This is a genomic window from Snodgrassella sp. W8158, from assembly GCF_016100435.1.
Taxonomy (GTDB): domain Bacteria; phylum Pseudomonadota; class Gammaproteobacteria; order Burkholderiales; family Neisseriaceae; genus Snodgrassella; species Snodgrassella alvi.
In genome coordinates this window covers 854,146-880,690 of the sequence record NZ_JACFSM010000001.1, presented here as the reverse complement: position 1 = coordinate 880,690, position 26,545 = coordinate 854,146, and the positions used below count along the sequence as shown (strand labels likewise).

The following is a 26,545-nucleotide window of genomic DNA, read 5'->3' as shown; positions in this document are numbered from 1 at the left end:
CAGTGAAAATTTTACAAACCAAATAGTGCAGCATCCCCTTTACCCTGCCGTATCAGCGTAATATCCTCGGTCATATCAATGACGGTTGTAGGTTCAGTACCGCACCAGCCACCGTCTATCACCAGATCTACTTCATGTTCAAGCTGATCCCGGATATCATAAGGGTCAGTTAACGGTTCATCATCATGAGGCAGCATCAGTGTACATGACAGCATCGGTTCATTCAGATTCTGCAATAAAGCCAGAGCTATACGATTGTCCGGAACACGTAAACCGATGGTTTTGCGTTTAGGGTGAAGAGTACGTGCTGGTACTTCTTTGGTGGCCTGCAAAATAAATGTATAACTTCCGGGCGTTGCTGCTTTGAGTAGCCGGAACTGGCTATTATCTACACGCGCATAAACGCCCAGCTGGCTAAGATCATGACACATCAGAGTTAGATGATGTTTCTGATCAATGCCGCGTATACGTAAAATTCGCTCCATTGCCTGTTTATTGCCCGGCAAGCAGCCCAGTGCATAGCAGGAATCCGTCGGATAAACAATCACTCCGCCACCACGAACAATATCTGCTGCCTGATTAATCAGTCGTTCCTGAGGATCAGTGGGATGGATAGCAAAAAACTGTGCCATAAAAAATTCCTCATTTTGTATTTATCAATCTAACCAGTTATTGTAAACATAAGCCTGCCACACCAACAGAGAATAATATGTCCGACTAACTATTTATTTAGAAGTATTACCGGCAGTAAACAGCCAGCACATATTCAGACAGGTATCAGCACAAATAGAAAATTGCTGAAAAATTCAGCATTCAGCCTGAAATTCTCTACCAGTGCCGGTAAACTGTCTTATCAGAGCACATGATTTCTGTCCGTTATCAATATGTTGCGGCGTTACTGTTCCATTTCTGCCTGAGTTACTGCCACTATAAATATCGTTAATCCCCGTCATTATGCTTCTACTGCCGTTCCACTGACGGGCAGCAGTTCTGGAAGTTTTAACCCGGCGCAGATTTTTAAATTAATGCAGGAAACGTGGTTACCGATTAATATCAGAGTATGAATTATTATTAATGATTAATTTAATTGAAAATAATTGTGTCAAAAGTACCGGATTAGTGTATTAGTGGTGAAATAACTACAAAACACTAATTATAATCAGCTCATTGACATAAAAATCGCTGATTATTTTTGACTACCTGTAAAACCTGATTTACAGTACGCCACTCTGTCAAATTATCAACATTGCAACGGAAAGGAATAATTATGTTTGTACTACCTATCCCTTGCAGGTCAATCCAGGGCTGATTACATCCTGATCCTTGGCTACGGCCTGCCAATTTATTACTCAGCATGCAAATCCTGTTCATTTATGATGAACATGGCTGACTATTGCTTGCTTATTACCAAATAAAATAATTGGAATGGATCAGAATGGGCAATTCTATTCAGCAGCTGGCGGACAATATTACCCTGATTACATCACCAGAACTCTGGTTAGAGGGCGAAGCCATCCGGCAGCTAGAGACAACTGCAAAACTTCCCGATATTAAATACGTTGCCGGTATGCCGGATTTACATCCCGGCCGTGGTTATCCGGTAGGTGCAGCTTTTTTTACTACTCAGTATCTTTATCCGGCACTGATTGGCGGGGATATTGGCTGCGGAATGGCATTATGGCAAACCACAGTTAAAATCCGGGCAATGAATCAGGCTAAGCTGATTAAGCGTCTGGATAATATTGACCAGCCGCTATCAATCACAGAATGTACAGCTTTATGGCCGGAAATTCTGCCATTAAATAATCATACATATGCTTCAGGAACCATTGGCAGCGGTAACCATTTTGCAGAACTGCAAATGCTGGAGACAGTTTATGCACCGGAAATTATCCGGGAGGCCGGACTGGATAAACAGCACCTGCAACTGATGGTACATAGTGGTTCACGCGGGCTGGGCGGCATGATTCTGGATAAACATACCCGCCAGTACGGACATCAGGGATTAATCGCCGATAGTCCTGCCGGTAAAGAATATCTGATGCAACACAATCTGGCTCTGGATTATGCACAGCAGAACCGCGAGCTGATTGGCAGACGTATTCTGGCTAACCTGCGTGAGCAGGGGCAAAAACTGCTGGATATCAGCCATAACTTTATAGAACCGGTAACAATCAATAAGGAGTATGGCTGGTTGCACCGAAAAGGTGCTGCGCCTGCCAACAGGGGATTAGTGATTATTCCTGGTTCACGTGGTGATTTCAGCTATCTGGTACAACCACTGGATACCGTTTCCTCACTATATTCACTGGCACACGGTGCAGGGCGTAAATGGCAGCGCTCTGCCTGTAAGGGCAGGCTGGCAGAACGCTATACAGCAGAACAGTTAACCCGTACAGCACATGGCAGCAGAGTAATCTGCTGTGATCGTGAACTGTTATATGAAGAAGCCCCTCAGGCATATAAATCAATTGAAAGTGTAATCGCAGCCATGGTTCAGGCTCAGCTAATCAGACCGGTAGCACGCCTTAAACCAGTAATTACTTATAAAGTTCAGACGGAGAAGAAATAATGCAACTTTTGCAATTATCTGCTGCTTACGGACCGGCTGAATGTTGTCTCGCCGTTGTCAAAGCATTAGCACGTTTACAATATGAAGCAAAACAGAAACAGGTTGAAGTACAAGTTCTGGAACAGGAACCGGCTAAACACGGGCTGCATTCGGTACTGGTGAGCTTAGAAGGTACTCAGGCCAGCGCACTGGCTGATATGTGGCAGGGTACTATTCAATGGATTTGTATCAGCCCTTATCGTCCGCAGCACAAACGAAAAAACTGGTTTATCGGAGCAAGTTGTTTTAATCCAGTTGTTCAGCAGTACTCTGATGAAATTGTGTTTGAAACCATGCGTTCATCCGGAGCAGGCGGACAGCACGTTAATAAAACAGAATCAGCTGTCAGAGCAACACATACAGCCAGCGGTATTAGTGTTAAAGTGCAATCAGAGCGCAGCCAGCATGCTAATAAAAAACTAGCTGTACTGTTGCTCCAGCATAAGCTGTTACAGCAGGAACAGCGATTGCAGGCAAGAAATAAGGCGGTTCATCATAAACACCATCATCAGATAGTCCGTGGCAATCCGGTACGAATATTTACTGGCATGGATTTTAAAGCTTTGTAGTAGTAAGCAGGCAACCTGATATCTTCATAGTTGCCTGTTTTATTTTCAACATTAATCTACCGAGTATCCGTTTAGAATAAATTTACAAAAAAAGTGAATATTGACATATATCATATAAATAAATCTGGTTTTTGATAAAATAAATTAATTTACATAATTAATTAAATGTCATAATGAAAAAATATATATTAGAGCCTTATGTTGCTTTCGATCCTGATACGGCAACATATTTATTTACCAAGAATATTAAATTAGAAGAAAATCAATCACCGGCGCCTCAAATATCCCGGGAGATATTTAAAATATATTTTCCTAAAAAAATTTTTTTTAGCGGCGTAATTATTTATATCATCGATATTGCATGTTTTTATTTGCAAAAATTTTTTTTAGAGGAAAATGCAATACCTAGAACAGTTATAGAATCTATTCAGATACTCGTGATTATATTTTTACTGATATCTATAGCACAAATTGTCGGAATAATTCGTGAAATCAGAAGGTTAAAAAAATTATACCAAGAAATTAACTGGCCTGCTGAATATCATTATGTGTTTTTTGAAGAAGGAATCTTAATCAAATCTGTTGACATGGAAGGTATTTTTTATTGGGATGATTTTATGAGTATTATTTTAACGTCGAATACATTAGCGTTTAATTTATGCCCGGCCGGAACCCAAAAAGGCAATATATTTATCAAACACTATCCGCGTTTACATAATTTCTATCTTTTTACTGATATAGATGAGCAAATAAAAACATTAATTACTTCAATAAGTCAAAGATATAAAAAATTAGTTGTATTTAGATAGCATTTGTTACATTAACAGATAATGAAAACTTTTCCGTAAATTCTTAGCTGCTTTAATGCGATGATAGCTATTGATAATCTTATCAGTGCCGTTATATAACCTGATGCGGGTAACTAAATCTGGTTTTCTCCGCATCAGAATTCAAATTTTTAAAACCTTCGTCTGAAAATATCTGGCAAGAACGATAAAAATATAACTAAAATAATCCAGCCAAAAACAATATTGCCTTATCAAGACCAAATTTCAACCAAAAGCATTATTAATTAATTACATAATTTTAAACAAATTAAACATTGAAATTTACCTTAAAATTACAATATAAACTATTGATAATAAATATATATTTTATTATTGTGTTTCTAATATTATAAATATTAATTACTTTAGGATATTGAGCGATATTCAGAATAATATCTTTTATTGATTTCATGATACATTTATTTATTAAAATCAATAATTTATGTTTATTTATCTGAAGCTGCGGTTATTATTGTTTAAAAGGAACCGTTAATGAATCCCATCTATCTCAATATCATTTTCAAAATGCTGGTCGCATTTTGTATTCTGTTAGTGTACATCAACTTATCCGGTAAAGGGTCTCTGGCGCCCATTTCTGCTATTGATCAGGTAGGTAACGTGGTTTTAGGGGCAATTATTGGCGGTCCGCTATATAATCCGTCCATAAGTATTACCCTACTTATGAGTGCTTCCATTTTTTGGGCAGGATTATTGTTACTGGTACGTTACACCACATTTAAGCGCAATATTGCTAAAGATTTTGTTGACGGTACCTCTATACGCTTAATGGAAAATGGAATCGTACTTTCACAGAATTTTCGTAAAGCAAAACTGTCTATCCGTGATTTTATTATGTTACTGCATCAGCGTGGCTACAACAGTCTGGAAGCGCTCAGTGATGTCTGGTTTGAATATAATGGTCAGATGACCGTAGTAAAAAAAGGTGATCCCTCCATGGCCGTTGTTGTAGTAGAAAATGGAGTAGTGAATTACCCAAGTTTAAAATCTCTGGGGCATGACGAAAAATGGCTGGAAAATGAGCTGAACCGGTTAGGAGAAAAACTGGATGATGTTTTTCTGGCAGAAGTGCATGATAATAAGCTTTGGGTTTATCCGGATGTGCAAAAAAGTAGCGGAAACTAGTTTGATTAAACTTAGTTTGTAAATTTTATGCCATTTATCATGTGGCATCGTATTAAGATAAAAAGTTTTTCTGATTCTTAGCTGGCTGTTACCGGCAGCAATACCCGGTATTTTGCAGTGATAATGAATTTCTCAGCAAATATGCGATAACATATCAATGTTGGTGATAATAAAGTGCAAAGTCTTGCTGGAACGAATCATAATGAAAATAGAAAACAAGTTGGGTAATGCTGCATCTGAAATCGAAGTAAAACCATACTCTCCACTCTATGCCAATGAAATATGCGATTTGTTTCATTCGACTATTCATGCTATTGATACTGATATTTATAGCAAAGCAGAGCAAGAAGCATGGTGCCCAACACCACCAGATTATCAGATGTGGTTAAAACGTTTAGATAACACTCAGCCTTGGATGGCTATCTTTGGCTCACGCCTTGCGGGGTTTATAGAACTTAAAGATGATGGTTACATAGACTGTTTTTACGTGCATCCTGACTTTCAAAAGCGTGGCATAGCCAGAAAACTCTATGACCATGTGCTTAACTTGGCCCACCAGAAAAAGCTTTCACAATTAAGTGTAGATGCTTCAAAAGTGGCCATGCCAATTTTCAAAAAATGGGGTTTTATAATAAAGCAGGCTAACAAAATATCCAGAGAAAATCAGGTACTGATAAATTACCATATGTATAAACCACTTTGATTTTTATTGAGACCTCTGTTAAGTAGAAAACTTTATAAAGATAGCAGAAAATGAAATACACATCTGGTTTACCTATAATGAAGAAATAAATCCCGAATTTGCTTTGACCAACTATGTCCAATTTTTGAATTATCAGGAATTGGAGCAGTGGCAAAAATTATTCTTTAACAAGTATAAATACCAATATTGGGTAACCCGAATGTTAGTGCGTGATGTTCTGAGCAGATATCTACAAGGTATTCCAGCCGAAAATATAGAATTCAAAACTAATAATTATAAGAAGCCCTATAGCTATATTGTTTCAGAAATTAAAAGGTATACGGGAAATAATAAAAATCATTTTATATTGATGAGAATATTTATAACTTGGAAATATTCTTAATGAATTCTACATCCATTAAAAAATCATAAAGTGGTAATAATTGTTTAAAGCCTTGGGTCAGTTTATTTGGTAAATCCCTGTCAAGTATATCTTCGATATGATGACTGGTTGCCATTACAGCAATACTTTTCCGGTTGTACCATGTTGCAATCTTTTTATCCTGCTCTTTAATTAAAGGACGTTTATAACTATCACCAACAAGCTCAAACGGTTTCTTCACACACCTCATCACTTTTAAAAACACTTCCGGTTTATTCAGTATTTCTTCACGGAAAATATCCATGGTTTGTTTGGGTGCACAATAATAACCAAGCCCATATCGATAAGTATCGGGACTAATTTCAAAAAAATAGGCAGGTGCCACTTTCCAGTCGCGGCTTGGACGTTTGAATGTCAGCCATAAACGGCTGCGATAAAGAGATTTATCTTTTGAGAAACGGGTATCACGATGAATACGTGATATCGTTTTACCAATAGCCGGGCGAGTTTCAAATTCTTTGTCGATTTTCAACATTTCAGGGGTTAACTGTTCAACCAGTGCCCGAAATGGCTGTATCAATTCATGGTCATAAATTGAACGATGCTCATCAAACCACGGCTTACTATTATTAATCCGGATATCTTGTAAAAAATTGAGTCCAGCCTGCGTAAATCCGTTGAATTTATACATTAATCACCCTTTAAATATTCCAGAAAACGCACGGGATTTTCGGATTACTTACTTCATTTTTATCTTACCTAAGTAATTAGAGTTAATCCAGTATTCAGGCAGAGTAAATAAACTGGTTGAAAATTAATTTTTTAATGTAATTTCTGATTACCGAGCTCATCAGAACATAACATTGCTGTTTACATTCCAGTCTTTCCGTGTCGAGTCTCATATAATTAATCTAAAGTTTTACGGATATCTGATATTAATCATGGAAGCTTTGAACCGATAACCAATATTACTGAGACTTTGAAAGATTTAATAAATATATATACCGTGCAGTGATGCATGTGAAAATAATATTGTTAACTTTACAGGTTAATATGTGATTGATATGTCTAATTAAGATATTTTTCGATATCTGAAAATATTCTCAGTACGGAAAGATTTTGCATATCTTTTCTGCCTTTTTATGCTTAAAGCTATTAAACCTGCATCCTTGATATTGTTGCTTTACATTTTATTAGTCAGATATTGAATCTAGTTGTATCAATCAGCTTGTTGTGAAATGGATAATTAAGATAAATCGCAAAGAATGATAAAAAATAAGTAAATCGGCAATCGAAAACCAGAAATATCTATTTTTAAATTAATGAAATGATGTTCAGAGAATGGATAAAGCAAAATGTCCTGTTTAAAACAGGACATTTTAGGAATCTGGATGCGGGGGCAGGATTCGAACCTACGACCTTCGGGTTATGAGCCCGACGAGCTACCGTGCTGCTCCACCCCGCGTCTGGTAAGGGAGTCATTATACGGATAATCAGCCTTATGTCAACTAAAAAACCGATTTTCTATGCATCTTTTATGATGACTGATGATTTTGCCAGCAGTTCACCAGATCATAAATAGCAGCCAGTGCTGCTCTAGGTGTCAGTTCATCAGGCTTTAATGCATTTAGCTGAGCGCATAAATCAGCAGGAATTGCCGATATAGCAACATGATTAATATCTGTATCCATCATGGTTTCTTCTTCGCTGTCTGCTGCCTGAGCCTGAAACATATCCAGTTGCGGCTGCTCGGAAGCTGCATGCTGTTCAAGTGTTTGTAAATGGCGGTAAGCGGCATTTAGTGCTCGCGCCGGCAGTCCGGCCAGTTTCGCTACTGCTATCCCATAACTTTTACTTGCCGGGCCGGATTCAATATGATGCAGAAAAACAATATCCTGTCCTTGTTCCAAAGCCGCAAGATGCATATTGAATGCGTGTGCATGCTGCTCAGGTAAGCGGGTTAACTCAAAATAATGGGTAGCAAAAAGAGTATAACTGCGATTTCTTTGCAGTAAATGTTCTGCAATGGCCTGCGCCAGAGCCAGACCATCAAAGGTAGATGTGCCACGGCCAACTTCATCCATTAATACCAGCGATTGTTCTGTTGCATGATGCAGAATATAAGCCGTTTCCGACATTTCTACCATAAAGGTAGAGCGATTACCTGCCAGATCATCCGAAGCACCAATACGGGTAAATATTTGGTCAAATTCTCCCAATGTACAGCTGTCTGCAGGTACCGGAGCACCAATATGCGCGAGTAACACAATTAAGGCTACTTGTCGCATATAAGTAGATTTACCCCCCATATTCGGGCCGGTTAAAAGCATCAGGCGCCGTTTTTCATCAAGACGCGTATCATTGGCAGTAAACTGTTTAACTTGCGCAGCCACTACCGGATGACGGCCATTTTTAATCTGTAAGCATGGATAGTTTACCAATTCCGGAAAACAGTAATGTTCGGTACATGCATATCTGGCCAGTGTATTTAATACATCCAGACTGGCTGCCGCACGGGCACAGCGCTGTAATACCGGCAGTTCACTTTGTAATTGCAGCAACAGCTTGTCATATATCTGTTTTTCCCGTTCCAGTGCATTTTGCTGTGCACTTAATACTTTTTCTTCGAAATCTTTTAATTCAGGCGTGATATAACGTTCTGCATTTTTCAGAGTCTGGCGTCGCTGATAGTCTGCCGGAGCCTGTTCAGACTGTACCTTGCTCAATTCAATATAAAAACCATGCACACGGTTAAATTCAACTTTCAAACTGGATAAACCTGTGCGTTCCCGTTCCCGGTTTTCCAATTGCAGTAAAAACTCATCTGCATGATTCTGTAAACGGCGTAATTCATCCAGTTCCGCATCAAAGCCATCATTAATCACCCCACCGTCGCGCAACCATATCGACGGTTCAGGCATAATCGCCATATTTAACTGCTCGGCAATAGGTGCGGCAGGTGGAAACTGTTCCAGCAGAGTTTGTATCAGGCTGCTACTCTGGCCGGATTCTTCTAAACGAAATTCTGCCAGAATAGTCAAACTATCCCGTAAAGCAGATAAATCACGAGGGCGGGCACTGCCAATAGCAATTCGTGCGGCAATACGTTCAATATCAGCTACCTGATTTAGCATGGATGTTACCTGTGCCTGCTGAGAGGCTAAATCTGTAACTGCCTGTTGCCGGGCTATAATTTGCTGACGCTGACGCAATGGCTGATGTAACCATTGTGCCAGCAGACGGCTGCCCATATGAGTTGCACACTGGTCTAAAATAGAAAATAGTGTCGGTGCTTTTAAACCGCTTAAAGTCTGAGTTAATTCTAGATTGCGGCGGGTTGCCGCATCCATACCAATATAAGCAGATTCCTGTTCCAGTGACAGGCTGTCTAAATGTTTAGGTAACTGCATTTGAGTTTGCTGTACATAGTTCAGCAAAGCACCCGCAGCACCGATTGCTGCATCATGCACTCCCTGTTGTAAACCGAAAGCACGTAAATCCTGACTGCCAAAATAACGCTCAATCATACGGGCACCGGTATCAGCAGCAAATTGCCATGCGTGTAACCGGGTTAGTTGCCGGTCATAGCCACTAAGATTCAATTTTTCCTGAGTCTGATCAGAAAGCAGTATTTCTGCAGCCTGCAAACGTGCCAGCTCATTAGGCAATGCTTCAGGAGTAATGATTTTGCATCTGAATTCTCCGCTTTGCAGCGAAAGCCACGCTATGCCAAGCTGTTTTTTCAATAAAGAAACGGCCGCAATACGGTTGGTCTCTTTATCTTCAAGTAATGCCGTATCAGTCACCGTACCCGGTGTAACAATACGTACAACCTGCCGTTCTACCGGTCCCTTATTTGCCCCCACTTCACCCGTTTGTTCACAAATAGCTACACTTTTACCCAGTTTTACCAGCTTTGCCAGATATTGTTCGGCTGCATGATAAGGTACACCGGCCATTCTGACCGGTTCTCCGCTAATCTGTCCGCGAGTAGTCAGCGTTATATCCAGCAGACGGGCTGCTTCAACGGCATCTTCCAGAAACAGTTCATAGAAATCGCCCATCCGGTAAAACAGTAATTTGTCCTGATGTTCAGCCTTAATAGACAGGTATTGCGTCATCATCGGTGTGAGGGCGGGTTTACTCATAATGTGGAGAATATTTGAATTGATTAAAAAAACGCTATTGTAACAGAGTGTTTACATTCAGTTTATACAACGCCAAATATCACTGCCTAAAATCAGTTATTCAGTAGTTCATTGTTTAAAAGCGTGACGGACTGTCATAATGATGTAAAAATAGAGTTTATATTATCTGTATCGATCTCAATTCCTATTAAAAAATGTCAAAAATCTTGCCATCAAAGAAATTCAGCCTAATTCGCTGCTGGATACTGTGCTTCTGTGTTTTATTTCTGAGTGCCTGTCCTCATGTCCGTAAACCTACAGATAAAATTCTTCCAGGCGAAACCGGTTCAGTAACACCGGGTAAACCGTTACCCCTGAATTATGTCTTTACTCCGGGGAAAGCTGGTGTCAGTTATCGGGTTGTTTCTTATCAGGAATTGCCACAATGGCCGATTCAGTCGTTTGTTGAAAGTCTGGATGCATTCAAAACCAGTTGCATCAAACTACAAATGCAGCCAGCCTGGCAGCCAGTATGTCAGCAGGCAGCACGCACATCCAGACATAATCAGCATGCCAGAGTATTTTTTGAAACTTATTTCACGCCATGGGAAGTCAGCCAGAACGGACAGCTGGCCGGTACTGTAACCGGCTACTATGAACCAATGCTGCCTGGCGATACCAGACAGACTGCACAGGCGCGCTTTCCTATTTATGGTATTCCCAGCGATTTTATCGTCGTTCCGCTAAATGCCGGACAGCGTCAGGGTGTTGTACGTATCCGACTTACCGGAGCAAATAGCGGCGTCATTACACCTAACGGAGATTACACTGCTAATCTGGCTTCCTTTCCCCTGAATGAGAAAACACGGTCACTAAAAGGCCGCATCAGTGGTAACCAATTGATTCCGTATTACACCCGTGCCCAGATTAATGCAGGTGCACTTAATGGCAAAGCCCCTGTTCTGGGTTATGCTAATGATCCGGTAGAATTATTTTTTCTACATGTACAGGGGTCAGGGCAGTTAAGAACGCCTGACGGCCGGATGCTGCGCCTCAGTTTTGCCGATAAAAATGACTACCCTTATGTATCAATTGGAAAATATATGGCTAACAAAGGTTATCTGCCACTTGCACAAACTTCAATGCAGGGTATTAAAGCCTGGTTACAGCAACATCCGCAGCAATTGGCTGAAGTCTTAGGGCAAAATCCAAGCTATGTCTTTTTTCGCGCATCTGCAGAGCCGGCCAGCGGACCAACCGGTGCATTGGGTGTACCCCTTACCAAAGGATATTCTGCTGCTGTCGACAGCCACTTTATGAATCTGGGTGCCCCTTTATTTGTTGCTACTACCCATCCCGCTAATGGTTTTGGTTTAAACCGGTTAATGATGGCGCAGGATACCGGCAGTGCCATTAACGGTGCAGTAAGAGTAGATTATTTCTGGGGTTATGGCGATGAAGCCGGTGCTTTGGCGGGTAAAATGAAATACCCCGGATACGTCTGGCAACTATTACCTAACGGAATGTTGCCCCAGGTTAAATAAAAATCTGGCGAACAAATGCAAGCTAAGGTAAAATAGTTACAGTATTGACAATTGTATGTGAAGCGTTACCGTAAATGAAAAACATGCATTTAACCATGCGCTCATGCATCTGGCAACTAATTATAAAAGGGATGTAAATTATGGAATTATATTTACCTATTGCCCTTTTGGTTATCTTGCTGGCTGTATTGCTCGTGCTGAAAAAGCGGCAGAAAGCGGCAGGACAAGGCAAAAGTAAAAGTTCGGTCCGCAAAAAGCAATCCGCATCTAAACAAAATAAAAAGACAGGTAAACAGGCTGCTGAAGCCCAGAATACATCCGAGAATGAGGATGTTTCAGCTTCTCTGGAGGATGAGGATTGGGACTGGCAGTTAACCACCAGTCCGGATAAATCCACGGTTTCTGTCGCTACTGTAGATCATCTTACTGAATATAAAGTTTATAAACAGTTTGGTTATTTTCAGAAAGCAGCTGATTCACTCGGTGCATATCTGGAGCAGAATATTGCCCAGCAGAGTCCTGCAATGGCAAATACTCTGGTCAATGAACTGGCTGCATTATGCTTAGATGCCAAAAATTCAGATAAACTTGCTGAAGTAATTGATCAATATCGTAATTATTTCCAGCGGCCTGAATTAGAAAATCTGATTCGCCAAGGACTTGCACTTGATGAAAATCATCTGGGTCTGCGCGTGCTTGCAGAAGATTTGCTGCAATGGGATGTCAAGGAAACAGAAAAAGAAGTAGGCATCAATCAGGATAAAAAACCTGAAGATGTCCGACCTGAAGCAGAATCCTCTGCTAATAAACAGAATGCTGAGGAGCAGCCGCACGAACTGCTGGTAGAAGGTAATCTAGGTAACTTTAAAATTCGCGGTGATGAGCGTGATGTTCTGCTGAGTTTTTCCAAACCCGAAAACAGTTACGTGTTGCTGAAAGAACAGTTGCCCTATGATGCAGCCATTCGCTGTCTAAATAAAGCAATTAAAACATCCAGAAAACCAGCAGGTATGATTATTGATGCTCTGGTGCTGGATTACAGACATAATAATATCAATGTGTTTGCACAGCATTTATGGCGTTTGTATTATACTTTGGGCCAATACGGTAATGTCGTAAAAGAACGTATGCTGGGTTGGGGATACAGTCTGGGTGACCATCCAATGTTTGAAAAGCTGGAGACTAAGCCTAGCGAAACGATATTGCGTGATATTGGCGTGACTCAGGGTTATCTGCCTGTGAACAGCAGTGCCCTTAAAGCTAAACGCCTGTCATTGGTTGATAAAGCATCTTCAGAGAATGACGTGGCTGAAACGCCGGCAGATCATGTATTGCGTGATGTGGAATCGTTGCTTACCTTTGGTCAGTTTGATGAAGCAATGGATTTATTAGAAAAATCAGTCCTGCTTTATCCACAAGAGTCTCAGCTTTACATTACTTTATTTGACTTATATGAACGTGCAGAAGAATGGTCACGTCTGGAAAAAATGTTACAGGTAATTCGTGCTGAAATTCAGACGCCACCTGAAGAAGTTGTACTTGCTATGAGTCAATTATTGAAACGTATTAACCACGGTGGTGTGCAAAATCAATGATGAACAATTCAATACCCAAAGTAAAAACTGCCTATGTTTTGCTCGTCAATGTGGATGATCGCCAGACAGCCATGTTGCGCATGGCATTTAAGATGTACAATAGTGTAAATTACCAGTTAGTTCAGCCTGAAGATAATTTACAGCCCGAACTGGTTTTGGTTGATGGTGATGCTGACGACGGCGAAGAGCTCTGGCATAAGGCAAAAAAGAAATTTCCTGATGCTGTGGTAGTCTTTTTTGGTCGTAATGCACCATCTTTTACAGCACCTTACCTGATGAAACCTATCCGATTCGATACGCTGTTTCAGCATCTGCGTAATTTGCAGCAGGGGAACGGGGTCTGGCTTGCTGATAAAGCAGCTGCACAAAAAGAATCAGTTAGTGAAAAAATTGAATCAAATGCTGAACATAAGGCAGACAAAGTTGCTGAGCATGCACATCAGTCGGTAACTGTAGTACGCTTTCATACTCAGGGAACCTTACTGGGTATGGTACAAAAGCTTGCTCAGCAAACTGAAGATACAGCAATTCTGTTTAATAATAAGCCTGTATTAATTGTATTTCCCAGCATTGAAAGAGTATTACTGGCAGCTGAAAGTGATTTTTTGCAACAATTGTGTATGCAAACTGATGCAGAATGGCAGACTAAAACTGTACCTGCATCCGCATCAACAGCACAGTTGCATGATAAAGCTAAGCTAACCTTACAATCCTGTATTTGGCAGTTATCAATCTGGACAGCACGCGGTCGTCTGATTGAGCCTATTACGCCGGATACAGTGATCAGACTGAAAGCATGGCCAAATATGACTCGTCTGGCTTATTTGCCTGAAGCTATGCGTCTGTCAGCTTTTTTGGTGCGTACGCCTGTGGCACTGAATACTTTATATAAGTTATTACCAGTTTCTTTAGAAGATGTTTTAAACTATATAGCAGCTACATATTCAATTGGTGCCCTGATTATTGAGCAGCAGTTGACTCCTCCTGCTACACAACAGGAGAAAGAAATGGTTCTGACAAGAAAAGCACCACAAGCTGCTAAACCAGCAAGTGGTACACAAGAGGCAGAATATGATGAGAGCGATAAAGACAAGCCGAAAGGTGGTTTACTGGCACGTTTGATGGGTCGCTTGCGTGGCAATTAATACCTAAGCAGGGAGTAATCATGGTTGAAAATAAAATTATATTTACCGGCCCGGTTGGGGTGGGAAAAACGACTGCCATTGCTGCATTATCGGATGATCCTCCGGTACAGACTGATGCCAGTGCGTCGGATATGACACAGGATAGAAAAGGTCATACTACTGTAGCCATGGATTATGGTGTTATTCGGCTTGATGAACATACAAAAGTTCATTTATATGGTACACCTGGTCAAGAACGTTTTGACTTCATGTGGAGTATTTTAAGTAAGGGGAGTATGGGTTTAATTCTGCTGCTGGATAATACCCGCCAGAATCCATTAAAAGATTTGAAATTTTTTCTTACCTCTTTTCATGATTTACTGGATGAGGCTCCGGTTGTCGTTGGTGTAACTAAAATGGATATCAATCCTCAGCCGGGCGTGGATGTTTATCAGCAGTATTTGGCGCAGCATAAACTTAATGTACCTGTTTTTGAGGTAGATGCCCGTAATGAAGATGATGTAAAACAACTGGTTACTGCTATGCTGTACTCAATTGATCCAGGTTTAGAAGGGTAGTTAGTATGGAATCTACATTACAGCTACATCATGATTTGTATCCTAAAGTGATGCCAGCCGGTGCATTTTATGCGGTATCCAGCCCCAACCAGAGTGCCAGTCGTATGTTGCTGGCCAATATTCTGCAGGCGGATATTAATGCGAAGTTAACCGAAGAGCGTTTGAAACGATGGGCTGAAACAGATGATGTTCACACAGCGTTGAATTTGTTATATCGCTTACAACGTCTGGAATTCTTATACGGAGAGGCTAAACCCAGTTCTCAGCTGGTTAAAGTTACCTCTGATGAATTTGAAAACATTCTGGGGCAGCTATCAGACAGCCATAAAGCACTGTTGGTAGATCAGGATGGTTTTTATTTTGCTAATGTCGGTTTTAATCATGAAACTGCCGAAGAGGTAGCTAATCTGGCTAGTGAGGCTACACGCCTGACAGAAAAACACAGTTTACTGATTAAAAATAACCTTAATATCTACAACAACGCTATCGGGATATGTGATCCTGCCGGTCAGAGTGAATTAACATTCTTTCCTCTGTATATAGGCAATACCAAAAATATTTTGGTAACAGCAGGATTGCCGCTACTAAATGGTGAAGCTTTTGTCACGATGGTACGTGGTTTGTACGTATTGGCGGGTGAAGACATTCATGTGGTAAATGAATAACATCAATAGAAAGACATCAAGATGCAAGAACAATTACTGGTTTCGGTATTAAGTGATTTAAACAGCTCTTCGGCTGATATTACCGCATCTGCTGTAATTTCCTCCGATGGTCTGCCGGTAGCAACCTTGTTACCGAATGGTGTTGATCCAGACCGCGTTGGTGCAATGGCAGCAGCTTTGCTTGCTTTGGGAAACCGTACCTCCCGTGAGTTACAATGTGATGAACTGGAGCAGGTTATGGTTAAGGGTAAGCATGGTTATATTCTGCTAATTCAGGCTGGTGAGACCAATGTGCTGGCTGTAACTGCTAACGAAGGCGCTAAGCTTGGTCTCATTTTATTGGATGCCCGCCGCGCAGCACGTAGTATTGTAGATATTTTACGCTAAATTATCATATATAATGAAAGCCCTGTTTTCATATATTTAAGCAGGGTGAGTAATTTTATATCAAAGAGGTAAATTGATAAGTAGCTTAGAATAGCAGTATATTTTAAATTATTTAAAGCAATCAATTTACCAGATGTCTTTTGCCATAAGTATATTCATATTTGAATAAAAGATTGAATTTACTTATGGATTTTGTTTATTGGCGAAAGAAATAGTCTTAATTATTCATTAATCAGCTATATCTATTAGTGAAATGTCAAAATATTGTTTTTTTAAAGCCTAGTATTCATTAACTACTGAAATAATAAATATCTTAATCTTAAAATAATAACTAAATTATTTTTAAAAACACTGAATAAAAAATTTTAGAAAAGAATTCCAATAGATCATTCCTACAATTGTATATAAATAATACTATGCACTAACACAGGATAAATAAATTCTTATTGGTCAGATTTTTAATACGAATAGTAGTAATTAGAATGAAATATCAGATTTTTAAGGTAATTAAAACGAAATAGGAGTAGTTAGTGCATTTATCAGTAGCACTTGCTAAAATATATCCATTAGGATCCAAAATAAATTAGATGAAAATTGCCAAAAAAAAGCCGGTTTTACAGCATTTGAATCAAATATTCAGTTTAAATGTCGATAATCGCAGTAATGCCAGCCTTGTTCCGACTTATAGACAGTGGCGGCAATGGATATGGCAAACGTGTAAGAATAGTTATAACCGAGCCAATATTGCCATATTACTATGTAATGAAGATGCGGCATGCCAATTTAATCATAATTATCGAAACAAAAATTATGCAACTAACGTTCTGAGTTTTGCACTCAATGAAGGTGAGAGTATGTATTTACCTAACTGCTCAGAACTCAATGGTGATCTGGTTTTTTGTCCGCAGGTGATAGAAAAAGAAGCAGCTGATCAGCATAAATCAGTAATAGCGCATTATGCTCATCTTACTGTCCATGGTGTTTTACACCTGATGGGCTATGATCATATTGATGATGATGAAGCAGAAATTATGGAAGCGCTTGAAATTCGTATTCTGCATCAGTTAGGATATACCAATCCCTATATACAGGATGAATATTGATTATGGACGAAAGTTCATCGAAACCCGGATTTTTTGAGCGACTGGTTAATCGTATATCTGGAGAGACGCCGGATACTGAAGAAGACGTACTGCAAACCTTGCGGGAAGCCCATGAACGACAGGTTTTTGATGCAGATACCTTACAATGTCTGGAAAATGTACTGGACTTCGCTGATCTGGAAGTACGCGACGCGATGATAACGCGCAGCCAGATGGATGTGATTAAGATTGATGATTCATTAGACAAAATTATTACTTATATCATTGATACTGCTCATTCTCGTTTTCCGGTAATTGGTGAGGATAAAGATGAAATTCTGGGTATCCTGCATGCAAAAGATTTACTCAAATACTGGAATAAAACAGAGCATTTTCAGCTAGAGCAAATATTACGTCCTGCTGTATTTGTTCCGGAGGGTAAATCACTGAATACATTGCTGAAAGAATTCCGTGAGCAACGTAATCATATGGCTATTGTTGTTGATGAATATGGCGGTACTTCCGGACTGGTGACATTTGAAGATGTAATAGAGCCTATCATTGGTGATATCGAAGATGAATTTGATGAAGATGATAGTGCTGATAATATTTTTGCAGTGTCTGCTGAGCGGTTTCGCGTTAATGCGGTGACAGAAATAGAAGATATCAATGCATTCTTCGGTACTGATTATTCTGATGAAGAAGTAGACACTATTGGTGGTCTGGTTATTCAGGAAATAGGCCACATGCCAGTACGAGGTGAAAAAATTACCATTGGTAAATTAAACTTCACAATAGCCCGGGCTGATGCACGGCGCTTACAGACACTAATGGTAACTGTTAAACATGATGTAGATTAGTATACTTAATGCGTTTGCGCATTGAAAATTTTTTATTTACATTGTTTTAACTACAGAAACATAGAGATAGCTTATCAATCCGTATTTTATAGAAGGCAATATTTATGGTAATTAATCATATATTGTATTGAAAATATATTATTAAAATATAATGAATATTGATGTTTGCCATTAATGGCTAATGTAATTATTAAATTTTAATTTAGCTGTCTAAAAGCTGCGGAGATTTATGTGACTGCTCAACCGGAGATAGCTGCACAACATTCTTCTGCTATGAAGTGTCATGCTATTTTAGCTAAAGCATGGGTGTACTGGCTGTTATTATTCATATCTGCGGTTCTGGTACCATTTACCTTTGCTCCTTATTATCATTATTGGTTATTACCAGTTTTACTGGCGGTATTGCTGATTTTGCAGAGTGTACGGCCACAATGGCGTATCAGGACAGCCTATCTGTGGGCATTAACTGCATATACATCATTACTCTACTGGATAGATATTGCTTTACATGATATTGCCGGATTAGCGCAAATTTGGGCCTGGCCGCTGACATTGATATTACCTGCTTATTTGGCTATTTATCCTGCTATAGTATTCTGGTTACTGGGTAAATTCAGGTTTTCAGGCACTATTTGTCATACTATTGTATTGCCTTTGTTATGGTGTCTGGCTGAATTTGTCCGTGAACGTGCACTAACAGGTTTTGGCTGGGGCATCTGGGGTTATAGCCAAATAGCAGATTCGGCTCTGGCCGGTTATGCACCAGTGGGTGGTATTTTTCTGGTTACACTGGTTACTGTAGCCAGTGGTGCCTGGCTGGCTGAGTTGGTACTGGCAAAAAGCTGGAGAGTAAAGATTAGCTGTGGTGTTGCATTAATAAGTGTATGGTTGCTTGGAGCAATATTATTACAGTTTCACTTTACACAGTCAGATGGCACTCATGCCAGGATTGCTCTGGCACAAGGCAATATTCCGCAGTCATTCAAATGGGATGAGCGGTCATTACAGCCAACATTACAACGTTATTTTGATCAGATAGCCAGTACCCATGCAGATATTGTTATTTTGCCAGAAACAGCGATTCCGGTAATGCGTCAGGATATGCCTGCTGAACTATTAGATGAATTTACTCAGCTTGCGCGCAGCCATGGTTCTGCACTCGCCGTGGGTATTCCGCAATATACGGCAGATGGAACCGGTTATCAAAATGCAGTGATTAATTTTACAGCTACTCCTGTAACAGCCGGATTGCCTTTCTATGCAAAAAATCATCTGGTTCCGTTTGGTGAGTATATTCCTTTTCCGGCTTTACTGGGCTGGCTGTATAGTAAGATGGACATGCCACTGGTCGGTTTTTCTGGTGGTGGCATAGGACAAATGCCTTTACAACTGGCTAATCAGCGTATTGCATTTAATATTTGTTATGAAGATGGTTTCGGAGATGAACTAATTGCTACAGCCAAACAGGCGAGTTTACTGGCAAATGTAAGCAATATGGCCTGGTATGGAAAGTCACATGCTATGCAGCAGCAATTACAGCAATCTCAGGCACGTGCATTAGAAACAGGGCGCTATATGGTTCGTGCAACCAATACAGGAATGACTGCAATTATTAATCCTAAAGGGAAAGTTGTGGCACAACTCAAACCTGATACTGCATCTGTATTAGAAGGTGAAATATCCGGTTATAAAGGTAGTACACCCTATATGCGACTCGGAAGCAGCTGGCCTTTGGCTTTGATCAGTCTGTTTTTACTGTTAATACTAGGTATTTATGGACATTATCGCCATTGAATAAACCAAACTAATGTGTATAATGATAAATTTATACAATCATAATTTTGAATATACATTATTTTTCCTATAATGAACAAATCATAAATAGTAATTGAAGTACAGTAATATTTTAATTACAATGATAAATTATTAACTCAGTTATTAATTGTTTTCCTGCAATAAACAATGTGTTATTGTAGGGAGCGAAAAATAATTAAATAGCTGGGCACACAGAGAAAGGACAGGCATGAATACCGCTTTTGCATTACCCGTGCTGACCGGGCATGGTAGTTTGGAGCAATACATTCATACCGTAAACAATATTCCTATGCTTTCTCCTGAGGAAGAACAGGATTTGGCGGTACGCCAGACCGAAGGGGATTTAGAGGCTGCAAAAAAACTGATTTTGTCCCACTTGCGTGTAGTCGTTTCTATCGCTCGTGGTTATGATGGTTATGGTCTGAATCAGGCTGATTTGATTCAAGAAGGCAATATTGGTTTGATGAAAGCGGTAAAACGCTTTCAGCCAAGTCGTGGCGTACGTTTATTTTCGTTTGCGGTACATTGGATTAAAGCTGAAATACACGAATTTATTTTACGTAACTGGCGTTTGGTACGTGTAGCTACTACTAAACCACAGCGTAAATTATTCTTCAATTTACGCAGTATGCGCAAATCTATGGCTGCGTTAAGTAACAAAGAAGCACAGTCGATTGCTGATGATTTAGGTGTGAAACTTTCTGAAGTTCTGGAAATGGAACAGCGGATGACAGGTAAGGATATGTCGCTGCTGGCAGAAAATGATGATGATAATTTTGCACCGATAGACTGGCTGACTGACAGTACTACAGAACCAACACAAGTACTGGCGCAGCAGGCGCATTATACTCTGCAGACCGAAGGTTTGCAGAATGCACTGGCTAAACTGGATGATCGCAGCCGGCATATTGTTGAAAGTCGCTGGCTGGCAGATGATGGTGGATTAACCTTGCATGACCTGGCTGGTGAATATGGTGTATCTGCAGAACGTATCCGCCAGATTGAAGCCAAAGCTATGCAGAAATTGCGTGGCTATCTTTCTGAAAAAGAATGAGATTTATATCGTGCTATTCAGAAATATGAAAATAAATTCAATCTGATTTGTGTATTTTAAAAACAAATTAACTGAAGATAAATTTGCTATCTTAATAGCTGATATGTGGATAAAAAATACAGGATATGAAATATCCTGTATTTTTATATGTTATGAAGATGTTATTTAATCAATTTTTTGGCTGAATTTATGGCTGCATAATGTAAAACCGTTTTTCAGATATAAATGATGCATATTGCTACTATCCGAAGATACATTTGAATCAGCATGAATACTGCTACAGTGTTCATTTATTGCAATTGTCTTCAATGTTTCGAAAATCTGGCTAACCTGCTCATCAGCTATGGGTAAATGAAGGCTGGCTAAATCATCAATATGTATATGGCGCCCAGAAGCAAAGTTAGTCACAATTCGAAAGCCACAAACGGTCACGGCATTCTGTTTACCTTCTTCAAATATCCCCAAAAGACGATAACCTTCGGTCTGCTGAATTTTGACCAGATCCTGAAACTGAGCTATATCACGAATATTGGGATGTAACAGATGCAAAGCTGCAAAAGCAGAACTAATCTCTGCAGGAGTCAGTTCACGTAATTGATTAACCGGAACCTGTGGTTCTGTTTCTATTTCTGTTTGAATTGTATTTAATTGTGTTTGTGCTGTTTCTGCATTTTGCTGAGATACAGCATCGGTGAGTGTAATTTGTTTATGCTCCTGTTCTTCTAATAAGGCTTTGCAATCCAGAATACGTAAATTGTTGTCACGGGCAAAATCCATCAGGAAATTAAAAGCAGTAGCGCTGATCTGCTCCAATTTTCGATCTACAGCAACACAGCGGATATTGTCTACCAGAATCGGACGAACCCATTGATGATAAGACAGACGATGTCCCTGATCAAAAGAGGACAATATTCCGCATAAACGCTCAGCCCAGTCACTGGGACGAAAACGTTTATTATTATTAGTCATACCCTGGATAACGATTTCATACGGATTGCAAATTAGCATGTTGACCTCTTGATAGAAACATGAAGTTTCAATAATGCATATATTTATTTTTACTGTCGTGATTAATTATACCTGATACGGCATATTTAATGTATGTCACATGTGTGTGTTTTCTATTGAAATTATTTATGCAAAAAGAATAATAAATGTAATTTTATTTCATCTGCTACTTTTATTCTGTCAGATATAATTTCTGATAAAGATATCATCTGGACTTGTTATGTAATTAAATCTATTGAGCTGATTAGTTTATATGCAGAATTGAAATATAAATGGTTTATATAACTATTTTAATTGTTCTATAGGCTATATCGACCAGATTGATTATGACATTTGTCTGATGGATTCATTAGCAAAAGATAAGATAAATACCCCAGTAATTTTGATACATCTTTGCAGATTTAAAATAAAGATGTATGGTGTAATTAAAATTTTTGCTTGCTGCAAATTACAGAATTAACAAATTGGATTTGATGAATGTCATTAAGACTGTCTTGATGAGCAACATTCAAAAATTCAGAAAAGAGGAGAGTTATATGAAAAAAGTTACAGCGATGATTAAACCATTCAAGCTGGATGATGTACGTGAAGCACTGGCTGAAATAGGTGTGCAAGGAATGACTGTCAGTGAGGTAAAAGGTTTTGGCAGGCAAAAAGGACATACTGAAATCTATCGGGGTGCAGAATATGAAGTCGATTTCTTACCTAAAATTAAAATAGAAATTGTACTCGTAGATGATCTGGTAGAGCGGGCTGTTGAAGCGATAATGACATGTGCCAGTACAGGTAAAGTGGGTGATGGCAAAATTTTTGTTTCATCGGTTGAGCAGGTGGTGAGAATACGTACAGGTGAGTCCGGATCGGATGCTGTATAAATAATCTGAATAATTATTAAGGGAAATACAATGAAGTTGATTGATAAATGTGTAGTAATGACAGCTCTGTTATTACCATTGCCGCTACTGGCTGCTGATTTATCCGGATGGTGGCGACCGCTGTCAGAGATAAATGCAGGTAATACAGCATGGGTAATGACTTCTGCCGTACTGGTTTTGCTGATGACTGTTCCGGGGCTGGCATTGTTTTATGGCGGAATGGTACGAAAAAAAAATGTATTGGGTACTATGATGCACAGCTTTGTCGTTGCCGCTCTGGTGAGTGTGCTGTGGATGATAATAGGCTATTCGTTGGCTTTTACCCCGGGTAATTCATTTATTGGTGGTTTGGATAGGTTTATGCTTGGCGGTATGGGGCTGGATAAAACCAGAGAAATGACTACTATTGTTAATGGAGATGGTACTGTTCCTGAGTCAGTATTCATGTTTTTTCAAATGACCTTCGCCATTATATCTACGGCTATTGTGACAGGTGCTTTTGCCGAACGTCTGAAATTTTCAGCCTTATTGTTATTTTCCGGTTTTTGGGTTACTTGTGTTTATGCGCCGGTATGTCACTGGGTCTGGGGCGGGGGCTTTATGAGTGATACACAAACTCCGGTTCTGGATTTTGCCGGCGGAACGGTTGTGCACATTAATGCCGGTGTTGCCGGACTGGTAGCTGCACTGGTGATTGGTAAACGTCTGGGGTACGGTAAAGATGTAATGGCACCACATAATATGGTACTTACTCTAACCGGTGCTGCGATGTTATGGGTTGGCTGGTTTGGCTTTAATGCCGGTTCAGCTGGTGCTGCGGATGCTTCTGCCGGTATGGCTATGGCTGTGACTCAGATAGCAGCAGCTTCAGCAGCATTAACATGGATGTTATGTGAAAAACTGGCAGGACATAAACCTTCGGCATTGGGTATGGCTTCTGGTGCAGTGTCCGGTCTGGTAGGCATTACACCTGCTGCGGGGTTTGTCGGTCCGCAGGCTGCATTGGTAATCGGAGTATTGACGGCTGTTGCTGCCTATTTTGCCGCAGTGTATTTAAAACGCAGATTTGGTTATGATGATTCGCTTGATGCTTTTGGTATTCATGGCTTTGGCGGTATCGTTGGTTCAATTTTAACTGGTTTGCTATTCAGTAATGCCATTTTTGGCGGTGAGGCGACTATAGGTAGTCAACTGATGGCTCAGATTAAAGATGTGGCTATTACAATTGTATACAGCGCAATTATGACTTATCTGATTCTTAAAATTGTGGCAATTGTATGTCGCGGTTTACGTATTGATCATGATTCAGAACGCGAAGGTATGGATGTGAGTATCCATGGTGAACGTATTGAATAAGTATGGTTGATTCTCAATTCTGTTTGAAATGAAAAACTGACCGGCTGTGAAAAACCGGTCAGTTTTATTTTATCTGCTGGATTCTGATAACGTATACAGTCTGATTTAACGGTATAAATATTGACGTAAAAAACGCAAAGCATATTCCACAGCCTGAGTGCGGATTGTATCTCTGTTACCGTTAAACTGATAATTTTTAGCCCAGATACGCTGTTTGGTTGCCAGCCCGAACCATACTGTACCAACTGGTTTTTCGGCACTTCCTCCGGTTGGTCCGGCAATACCGGAAATCGAAATAGCATAATTTGCTTTCGAATTAATCAGAGCACCCAGTGCCATTTCGCGTACACATTCCTCACTAACAGCTCCATAATGGCGCAAAGTTGTTTCGTTAACATTAAGTAACTGTTTTTTTGCCTGATTGCTATAAGTGACATAGCCCATATTAAACCAATTGGAACTACCCGGCAGGCGAGTTAGTTCTGCTGCCAACAAGCCCCCGGTACATGATTCGGCACAGGTTACCGTATGTCCCAGTTCATCCAGTTTGGTGGTAATGTCAATTAAGGTTTGTGTCATGATGATGTTTTCTGAAATAGTCAATGAGGCCGTTAGTTGAAGCATCATGGTGTAGCGAATCATTAGTACTTAATTCCGGTTCAATATTTTTAGCCAGAACTTTTCCGTACTCTACACCCCACTGATCGAATGAATTAATTCCCCAGATTACACCCTGTACAAATACTTTATGTTCATACATGGCCAGCAGCATACCCAGATTAAACGGGTTAATTTCATCTATTAAGAGAGTATTAGATGGCTGATTACCCGGAAATACTTTTTGCGGAGCCATAATATCGCGTGATTTGTTATCCAGATCAATTAATTCGGCATAAGCTTCCGCCAGTGTTTTACCACGCATCAGTGCTTCAGTTTGAGCAAAGGCATTAGCAACAAGAACTTTATGCTGGGTACTGACATGATAAAAACTGTTAACTGGAACAATAAAATCGGAAGAAATCAGTCGTGGTCCCTGATGCAGTAATTGAAAAAAAGCATGCTGGCAGTTAACACCTTCCTCACCCCAGATTATCGGACCAGTATCAAAGTCCAGCCGTTCTCCATAACGGCTTACCTGTTTTCCATTACTTTCCATGTCCAGCTGCTGCAAGTGCGCAGCCAGACGGCGCAGTCCGTGGTCATAAGGAATGATTGCATGGCTGGTTGTGGTATAAAAGGTGTGATACCACAATCCGATCAGTCCGAGTAAAACCGGAATATTATGTCTTAGCGGTGCATGAAAAAAATGTTCATCCATCGCTCTGCCGCCAGCAAGAAAATCCTGAAAATTTTCTTTACCAATGGCGCAAATAACTGATAATCCAATAGTTGACCAAACAGAGTAGCGACCGCCTACCCAGTCAAACATGGAGAATGTATGATCCGAAGTGATACCAAAAGTTTGTGCTTTATCAACAGCACTGGTTATAGCTATAAAATGGCGGCTGATATCAGCTTCACTCATTCCCTGTTGTAAAAACCAGTTACGTGCGGTTTGTGCATTCAGCAAAGTCTCAGGTGTGGTGAAAGATTTGCTGGCAATGATAAAAATGGTTGTGGCCGGATTAACTTTATTCAATACCTGAATCAGGTTGGCGCCGTCAACATTGGCAACATAATGAATATTCAGACCAGTTTGCTGAAACGGACGTAAGGCCAGTGTCACCATTTCTGGACCAAGATGAGATCCGCCAATACCTATATTAATAATATCCGTAATACGATCATTACCAGCTCCGGTATATTCACCATTGCGCACTGATTCGGCAAAGTGGTAGGCTCGTTCCAGTTCCCGATGGATATCCGGTACGATATTATGATCATCAACATACACTTCAGCATGCGGCGGTAGCCTGAGTGCTGTATGTAATACGGCACGATTTTCACTGACATTAATTTTATCACCGCGGCGCATTTTGTCAGTCCAGCCACGTACGTCTGCGGTATTGGCCAGTTCAATCAATAATGCAAGCGTATCTTCAGTAATACGGTTTTTGCTATAATCCAGTAACAGACCATTTAATTGTTCATGCATTTGCGCAAAACGATCCGGCTGCTGACGAAATAAATCGCGCATATGCAAGAAACGGGTACTGCGCTGATGCTGATGCAATTGTGCCCAAATGGCTGTCTGATTAATAGGACAGGACGGATTGATCATAACCGGAATTAATTTCAGCAAAGATAAATAGGGCAGTATA

24 protein-coding genes and 1 tRNA gene are annotated in these 26,545 nt (G+C 40.0%); 17 read left to right on the top strand and 8 right to left on the bottom strand.

Going from position 1 to position 26,545, the window contains the following annotated elements:
- Positions 1-11 precede the first annotated feature (11 nt).
- Together H3V11_RS03920 and H3V11_RS03915 are read right to left on the bottom strand one after the other, a co-directional pair.
- Positions 12-632, bottom strand: a complete 621-nt coding sequence (locus H3V11_RS03920; RefSeq protein WP_025331735.1) for an L-threonylcarbamoyladenylate synthase — start codon at positions 630-632, stop codon at positions 12-14.
- Between the two features lie 174 nt (positions 633-806).
- Positions 807-953, bottom strand: a complete 147-nt coding sequence (locus tag H3V11_RS03915; RefSeq protein ID WP_198210111.1) for a hypothetical protein — start codon at positions 951-953, stop codon at positions 807-809.
- A 482-nt stretch (positions 954-1,435) separates the two neighbouring features.
- Here H3V11_RS03915 and H3V11_RS03910 point away from each other — a divergent pair, with 482 nt between their 5' ends.
- The 5 genes from H3V11_RS03910 to H3V11_RS03890 all read left to right on the top strand — a co-directional run bounded on the left by H3V11_RS03910 (position 1,436) and on the right by H3V11_RS03890 (position 5,853).
- Positions 1,436-2,572: an RNA ligase RtcB family protein gene (locus H3V11_RS03910; protein WP_025331733.1), complete on the top strand. Its 1,137-nt coding sequence runs from the start codon at positions 1,436-1,438 to the stop codon at positions 2,570-2,572.
- Positions 2,572-3,180: a peptide chain release factor H gene (gene prfH / locus H3V11_RS03905; protein ID WP_100126081.1), complete on the top strand. Its 609-nt coding sequence runs from the start codon at positions 2,572-2,574 to the stop codon at positions 3,178-3,180. Before H3V11_RS03910 ends, prfH begins: the two co-directional genes overlap by 1 nt.
- Before the next feature lie 173 nt (positions 3,181-3,353).
- Positions 3,354-3,989 (top strand): hypothetical protein, encoded by a 636-nt coding sequence (locus H3V11_RS03900; protein WP_078475192.1) that lies wholly within the window; start codon positions 3,354-3,356, stop codon positions 3,987-3,989.
- 510 nt (positions 3,990-4,499) lie between these two features.
- Positions 4,500-5,150: a DUF421 domain-containing protein gene (locus H3V11_RS03895; protein ID WP_025331730.1), complete on the top strand. Its 651-nt coding sequence runs from the start codon at positions 4,500-4,502 to the stop codon at positions 5,148-5,150.
- Positions 5,151-5,352: 202 nt separating this feature from the next.
- Positions 5,353-5,853, top strand: a complete 501-nt coding sequence (locus H3V11_RS03890) for a GNAT family N-acetyltransferase (protein WP_144363187.1) — start codon at positions 5,353-5,355, stop codon at positions 5,851-5,853.
- 359 nt (positions 5,854-6,212) lie between these two features.
- Here the strand turns inward: H3V11_RS03890 and H3V11_RS03885 are convergent, their stop codons facing one another.
- The 3 genes from H3V11_RS03885 to mutS all read right to left on the bottom strand — a co-directional run bounded on the left by H3V11_RS03885 (position 6,213) and on the right by mutS (position 10,362).
- Entirely contained in the window at positions 6,213-6,905 is a 693-nt protein-coding gene (locus tag H3V11_RS03885) for a DUF2461 domain-containing protein (protein ID WP_084586028.1), read from the bottom strand.
- Between the two features lie 697 nt (positions 6,906-7,602).
- Positions 7,603-7,679 (bottom strand) — tRNA-Met (locus H3V11_RS03880).
- 70 nt (positions 7,680-7,749) lie between these two features.
- A complete protein-coding gene (gene mutS, locus H3V11_RS03875; RefSeq protein WP_198223631.1) occupies positions 7,750-10,362 on the bottom strand; it encodes a DNA mismatch repair protein MutS in 2,613 nt (870 codons plus the stop codon).
- A 194-nt stretch (positions 10,363-10,556) separates the two neighbouring features.
- Between mutS and H3V11_RS03870 the strand changes: the two genes are divergently transcribed.
- The 10 genes from H3V11_RS03870 to rpoH all read left to right on the top strand — a co-directional run bounded on the left by H3V11_RS03870 (position 10,557) and on the right by rpoH (position 21,045).
- Positions 10,557-11,885, top strand: a complete 1,329-nt coding sequence (locus tag H3V11_RS03870) for a murein transglycosylase A (protein ID WP_198223630.1) — start codon at positions 10,557-10,559, stop codon at positions 11,883-11,885.
- 140 nt (positions 11,886-12,025) lie between these two features.
- Entirely contained in the window at positions 12,026-13,480 is a 1,455-nt protein-coding gene (locus tag H3V11_RS03865) for a hypothetical protein (RefSeq protein ID WP_198223629.1), read from the top strand.
- Complete coding sequence (locus tag H3V11_RS03860) at positions 13,477-14,625, top strand: hypothetical protein (protein WP_198223628.1); 1,149 nt, start codon at positions 13,477-13,479, stop codon at positions 14,623-14,625. The genes H3V11_RS03865 and H3V11_RS03860 overlap by 4 nt, the downstream gene beginning before the upstream one ends.
- Positions 14,626-14,645: 20 nt before the next feature.
- On the top strand, positions 14,646-15,182 hold the full coding sequence (locus H3V11_RS03855) for an ATP/GTP-binding protein (RefSeq protein WP_078475435.1): 537 nt from the start codon (positions 14,646-14,648) through the stop codon (positions 15,180-15,182).
- 5 nt (positions 15,183-15,187) lie between these two features.
- Positions 15,188-15,847, top strand: coding sequence for a peptidase M23 (locus tag H3V11_RS03850; RefSeq protein ID WP_078475436.1), 660 nt, complete (start codon positions 15,188-15,190; stop codon positions 15,845-15,847).
- Between the two features lie 21 nt (positions 15,848-15,868).
- Entirely contained in the window at positions 15,869-16,234 is a 366-nt protein-coding gene (locus H3V11_RS03845; protein ID WP_025331721.1) for a roadblock/LC7 domain-containing protein, read from the top strand.
- Positions 16,235-16,821: 587 nt separating this feature from the next.
- Entirely contained in the window at positions 16,822-17,337 is a 516-nt protein-coding gene (gene ybeY, locus H3V11_RS03840; RefSeq protein WP_084550932.1) for an rRNA maturation RNase YbeY, read from the top strand.
- Positions 17,338-17,339: 2 nt separating this feature from the next.
- Positions 17,340-18,176: an HlyC/CorC family transporter gene (locus tag H3V11_RS03835; RefSeq protein ID WP_025331717.1), complete on the top strand. Its 837-nt coding sequence runs from the start codon at positions 17,340-17,342 to the stop codon at positions 18,174-18,176.
- Between the two features lie 273 nt (positions 18,177-18,449).
- Positions 18,450-19,970: an apolipoprotein N-acyltransferase gene (gene lnt / locus H3V11_RS03830; protein ID WP_198223693.1), complete on the top strand. Its 1,521-nt coding sequence runs from the start codon at positions 18,450-18,452 to the stop codon at positions 19,968-19,970.
- A 229-nt stretch (positions 19,971-20,199) separates the two neighbouring features.
- Positions 20,200-21,045, top strand: coding sequence for an RNA polymerase sigma factor RpoH (gene rpoH, locus H3V11_RS03825; protein WP_198223627.1), 846 nt, complete (start codon positions 20,200-20,202; stop codon positions 21,043-21,045).
- Positions 21,046-21,210: 165 nt separating this feature from the next.
- On the opposite strand, the gene H3V11_RS03820 is transcribed toward rpoH, so the two are convergent.
- Positions 21,211-22,053, bottom strand: coding sequence for a DUF3579 domain-containing protein (locus tag H3V11_RS03820; protein WP_198223626.1), 843 nt, complete (start codon positions 22,051-22,053; stop codon positions 21,211-21,213).
- Between the two features lie 536 nt (positions 22,054-22,589).
- Between H3V11_RS03820 and H3V11_RS03815 the strand changes: the two genes are divergently transcribed.
- Both H3V11_RS03815 and H3V11_RS03810 read left to right on the top strand, forming a co-directional pair.
- Positions 22,590-22,928 carry a P-II family nitrogen regulator gene (locus tag H3V11_RS03815; protein WP_198210123.1) on the top strand — a complete coding sequence of 113 codons (339 nt, stop codon included), beginning with the start codon at positions 22,590-22,592 and terminating at the stop codon, positions 22,926-22,928.
- Positions 22,929-22,958: 30 nt separating this feature from the next.
- On the top strand, positions 22,959-24,284 hold the full coding sequence (locus H3V11_RS03810) for an ammonium transporter (protein WP_370570168.1): 1,326 nt from the start codon (positions 22,959-22,961) through the stop codon (positions 24,282-24,284).
- Between the two features lie 105 nt (positions 24,285-24,389).
- Here the strand turns inward: H3V11_RS03810 and H3V11_RS03805 are convergent, their stop codons facing one another.
- Together H3V11_RS03805 and pgi are read right to left on the bottom strand one after the other, a co-directional pair.
- Positions 24,390-24,863 (bottom strand): CinA family protein, encoded by a 474-nt coding sequence (locus H3V11_RS03805; protein WP_025331711.1) that lies wholly within the window; start codon positions 24,861-24,863, stop codon positions 24,390-24,392.
- A complete protein-coding gene (gene pgi, locus H3V11_RS03800) occupies positions 24,844-26,505 on the bottom strand; it encodes a glucose-6-phosphate isomerase (protein WP_198223625.1) in 1,662 nt (553 codons plus the stop codon). The genes H3V11_RS03805 and pgi overlap by 20 nt, the downstream gene beginning before the upstream one ends.
- Between the last annotated feature and the right edge of the window lie 40 nt (positions 26,506-26,545).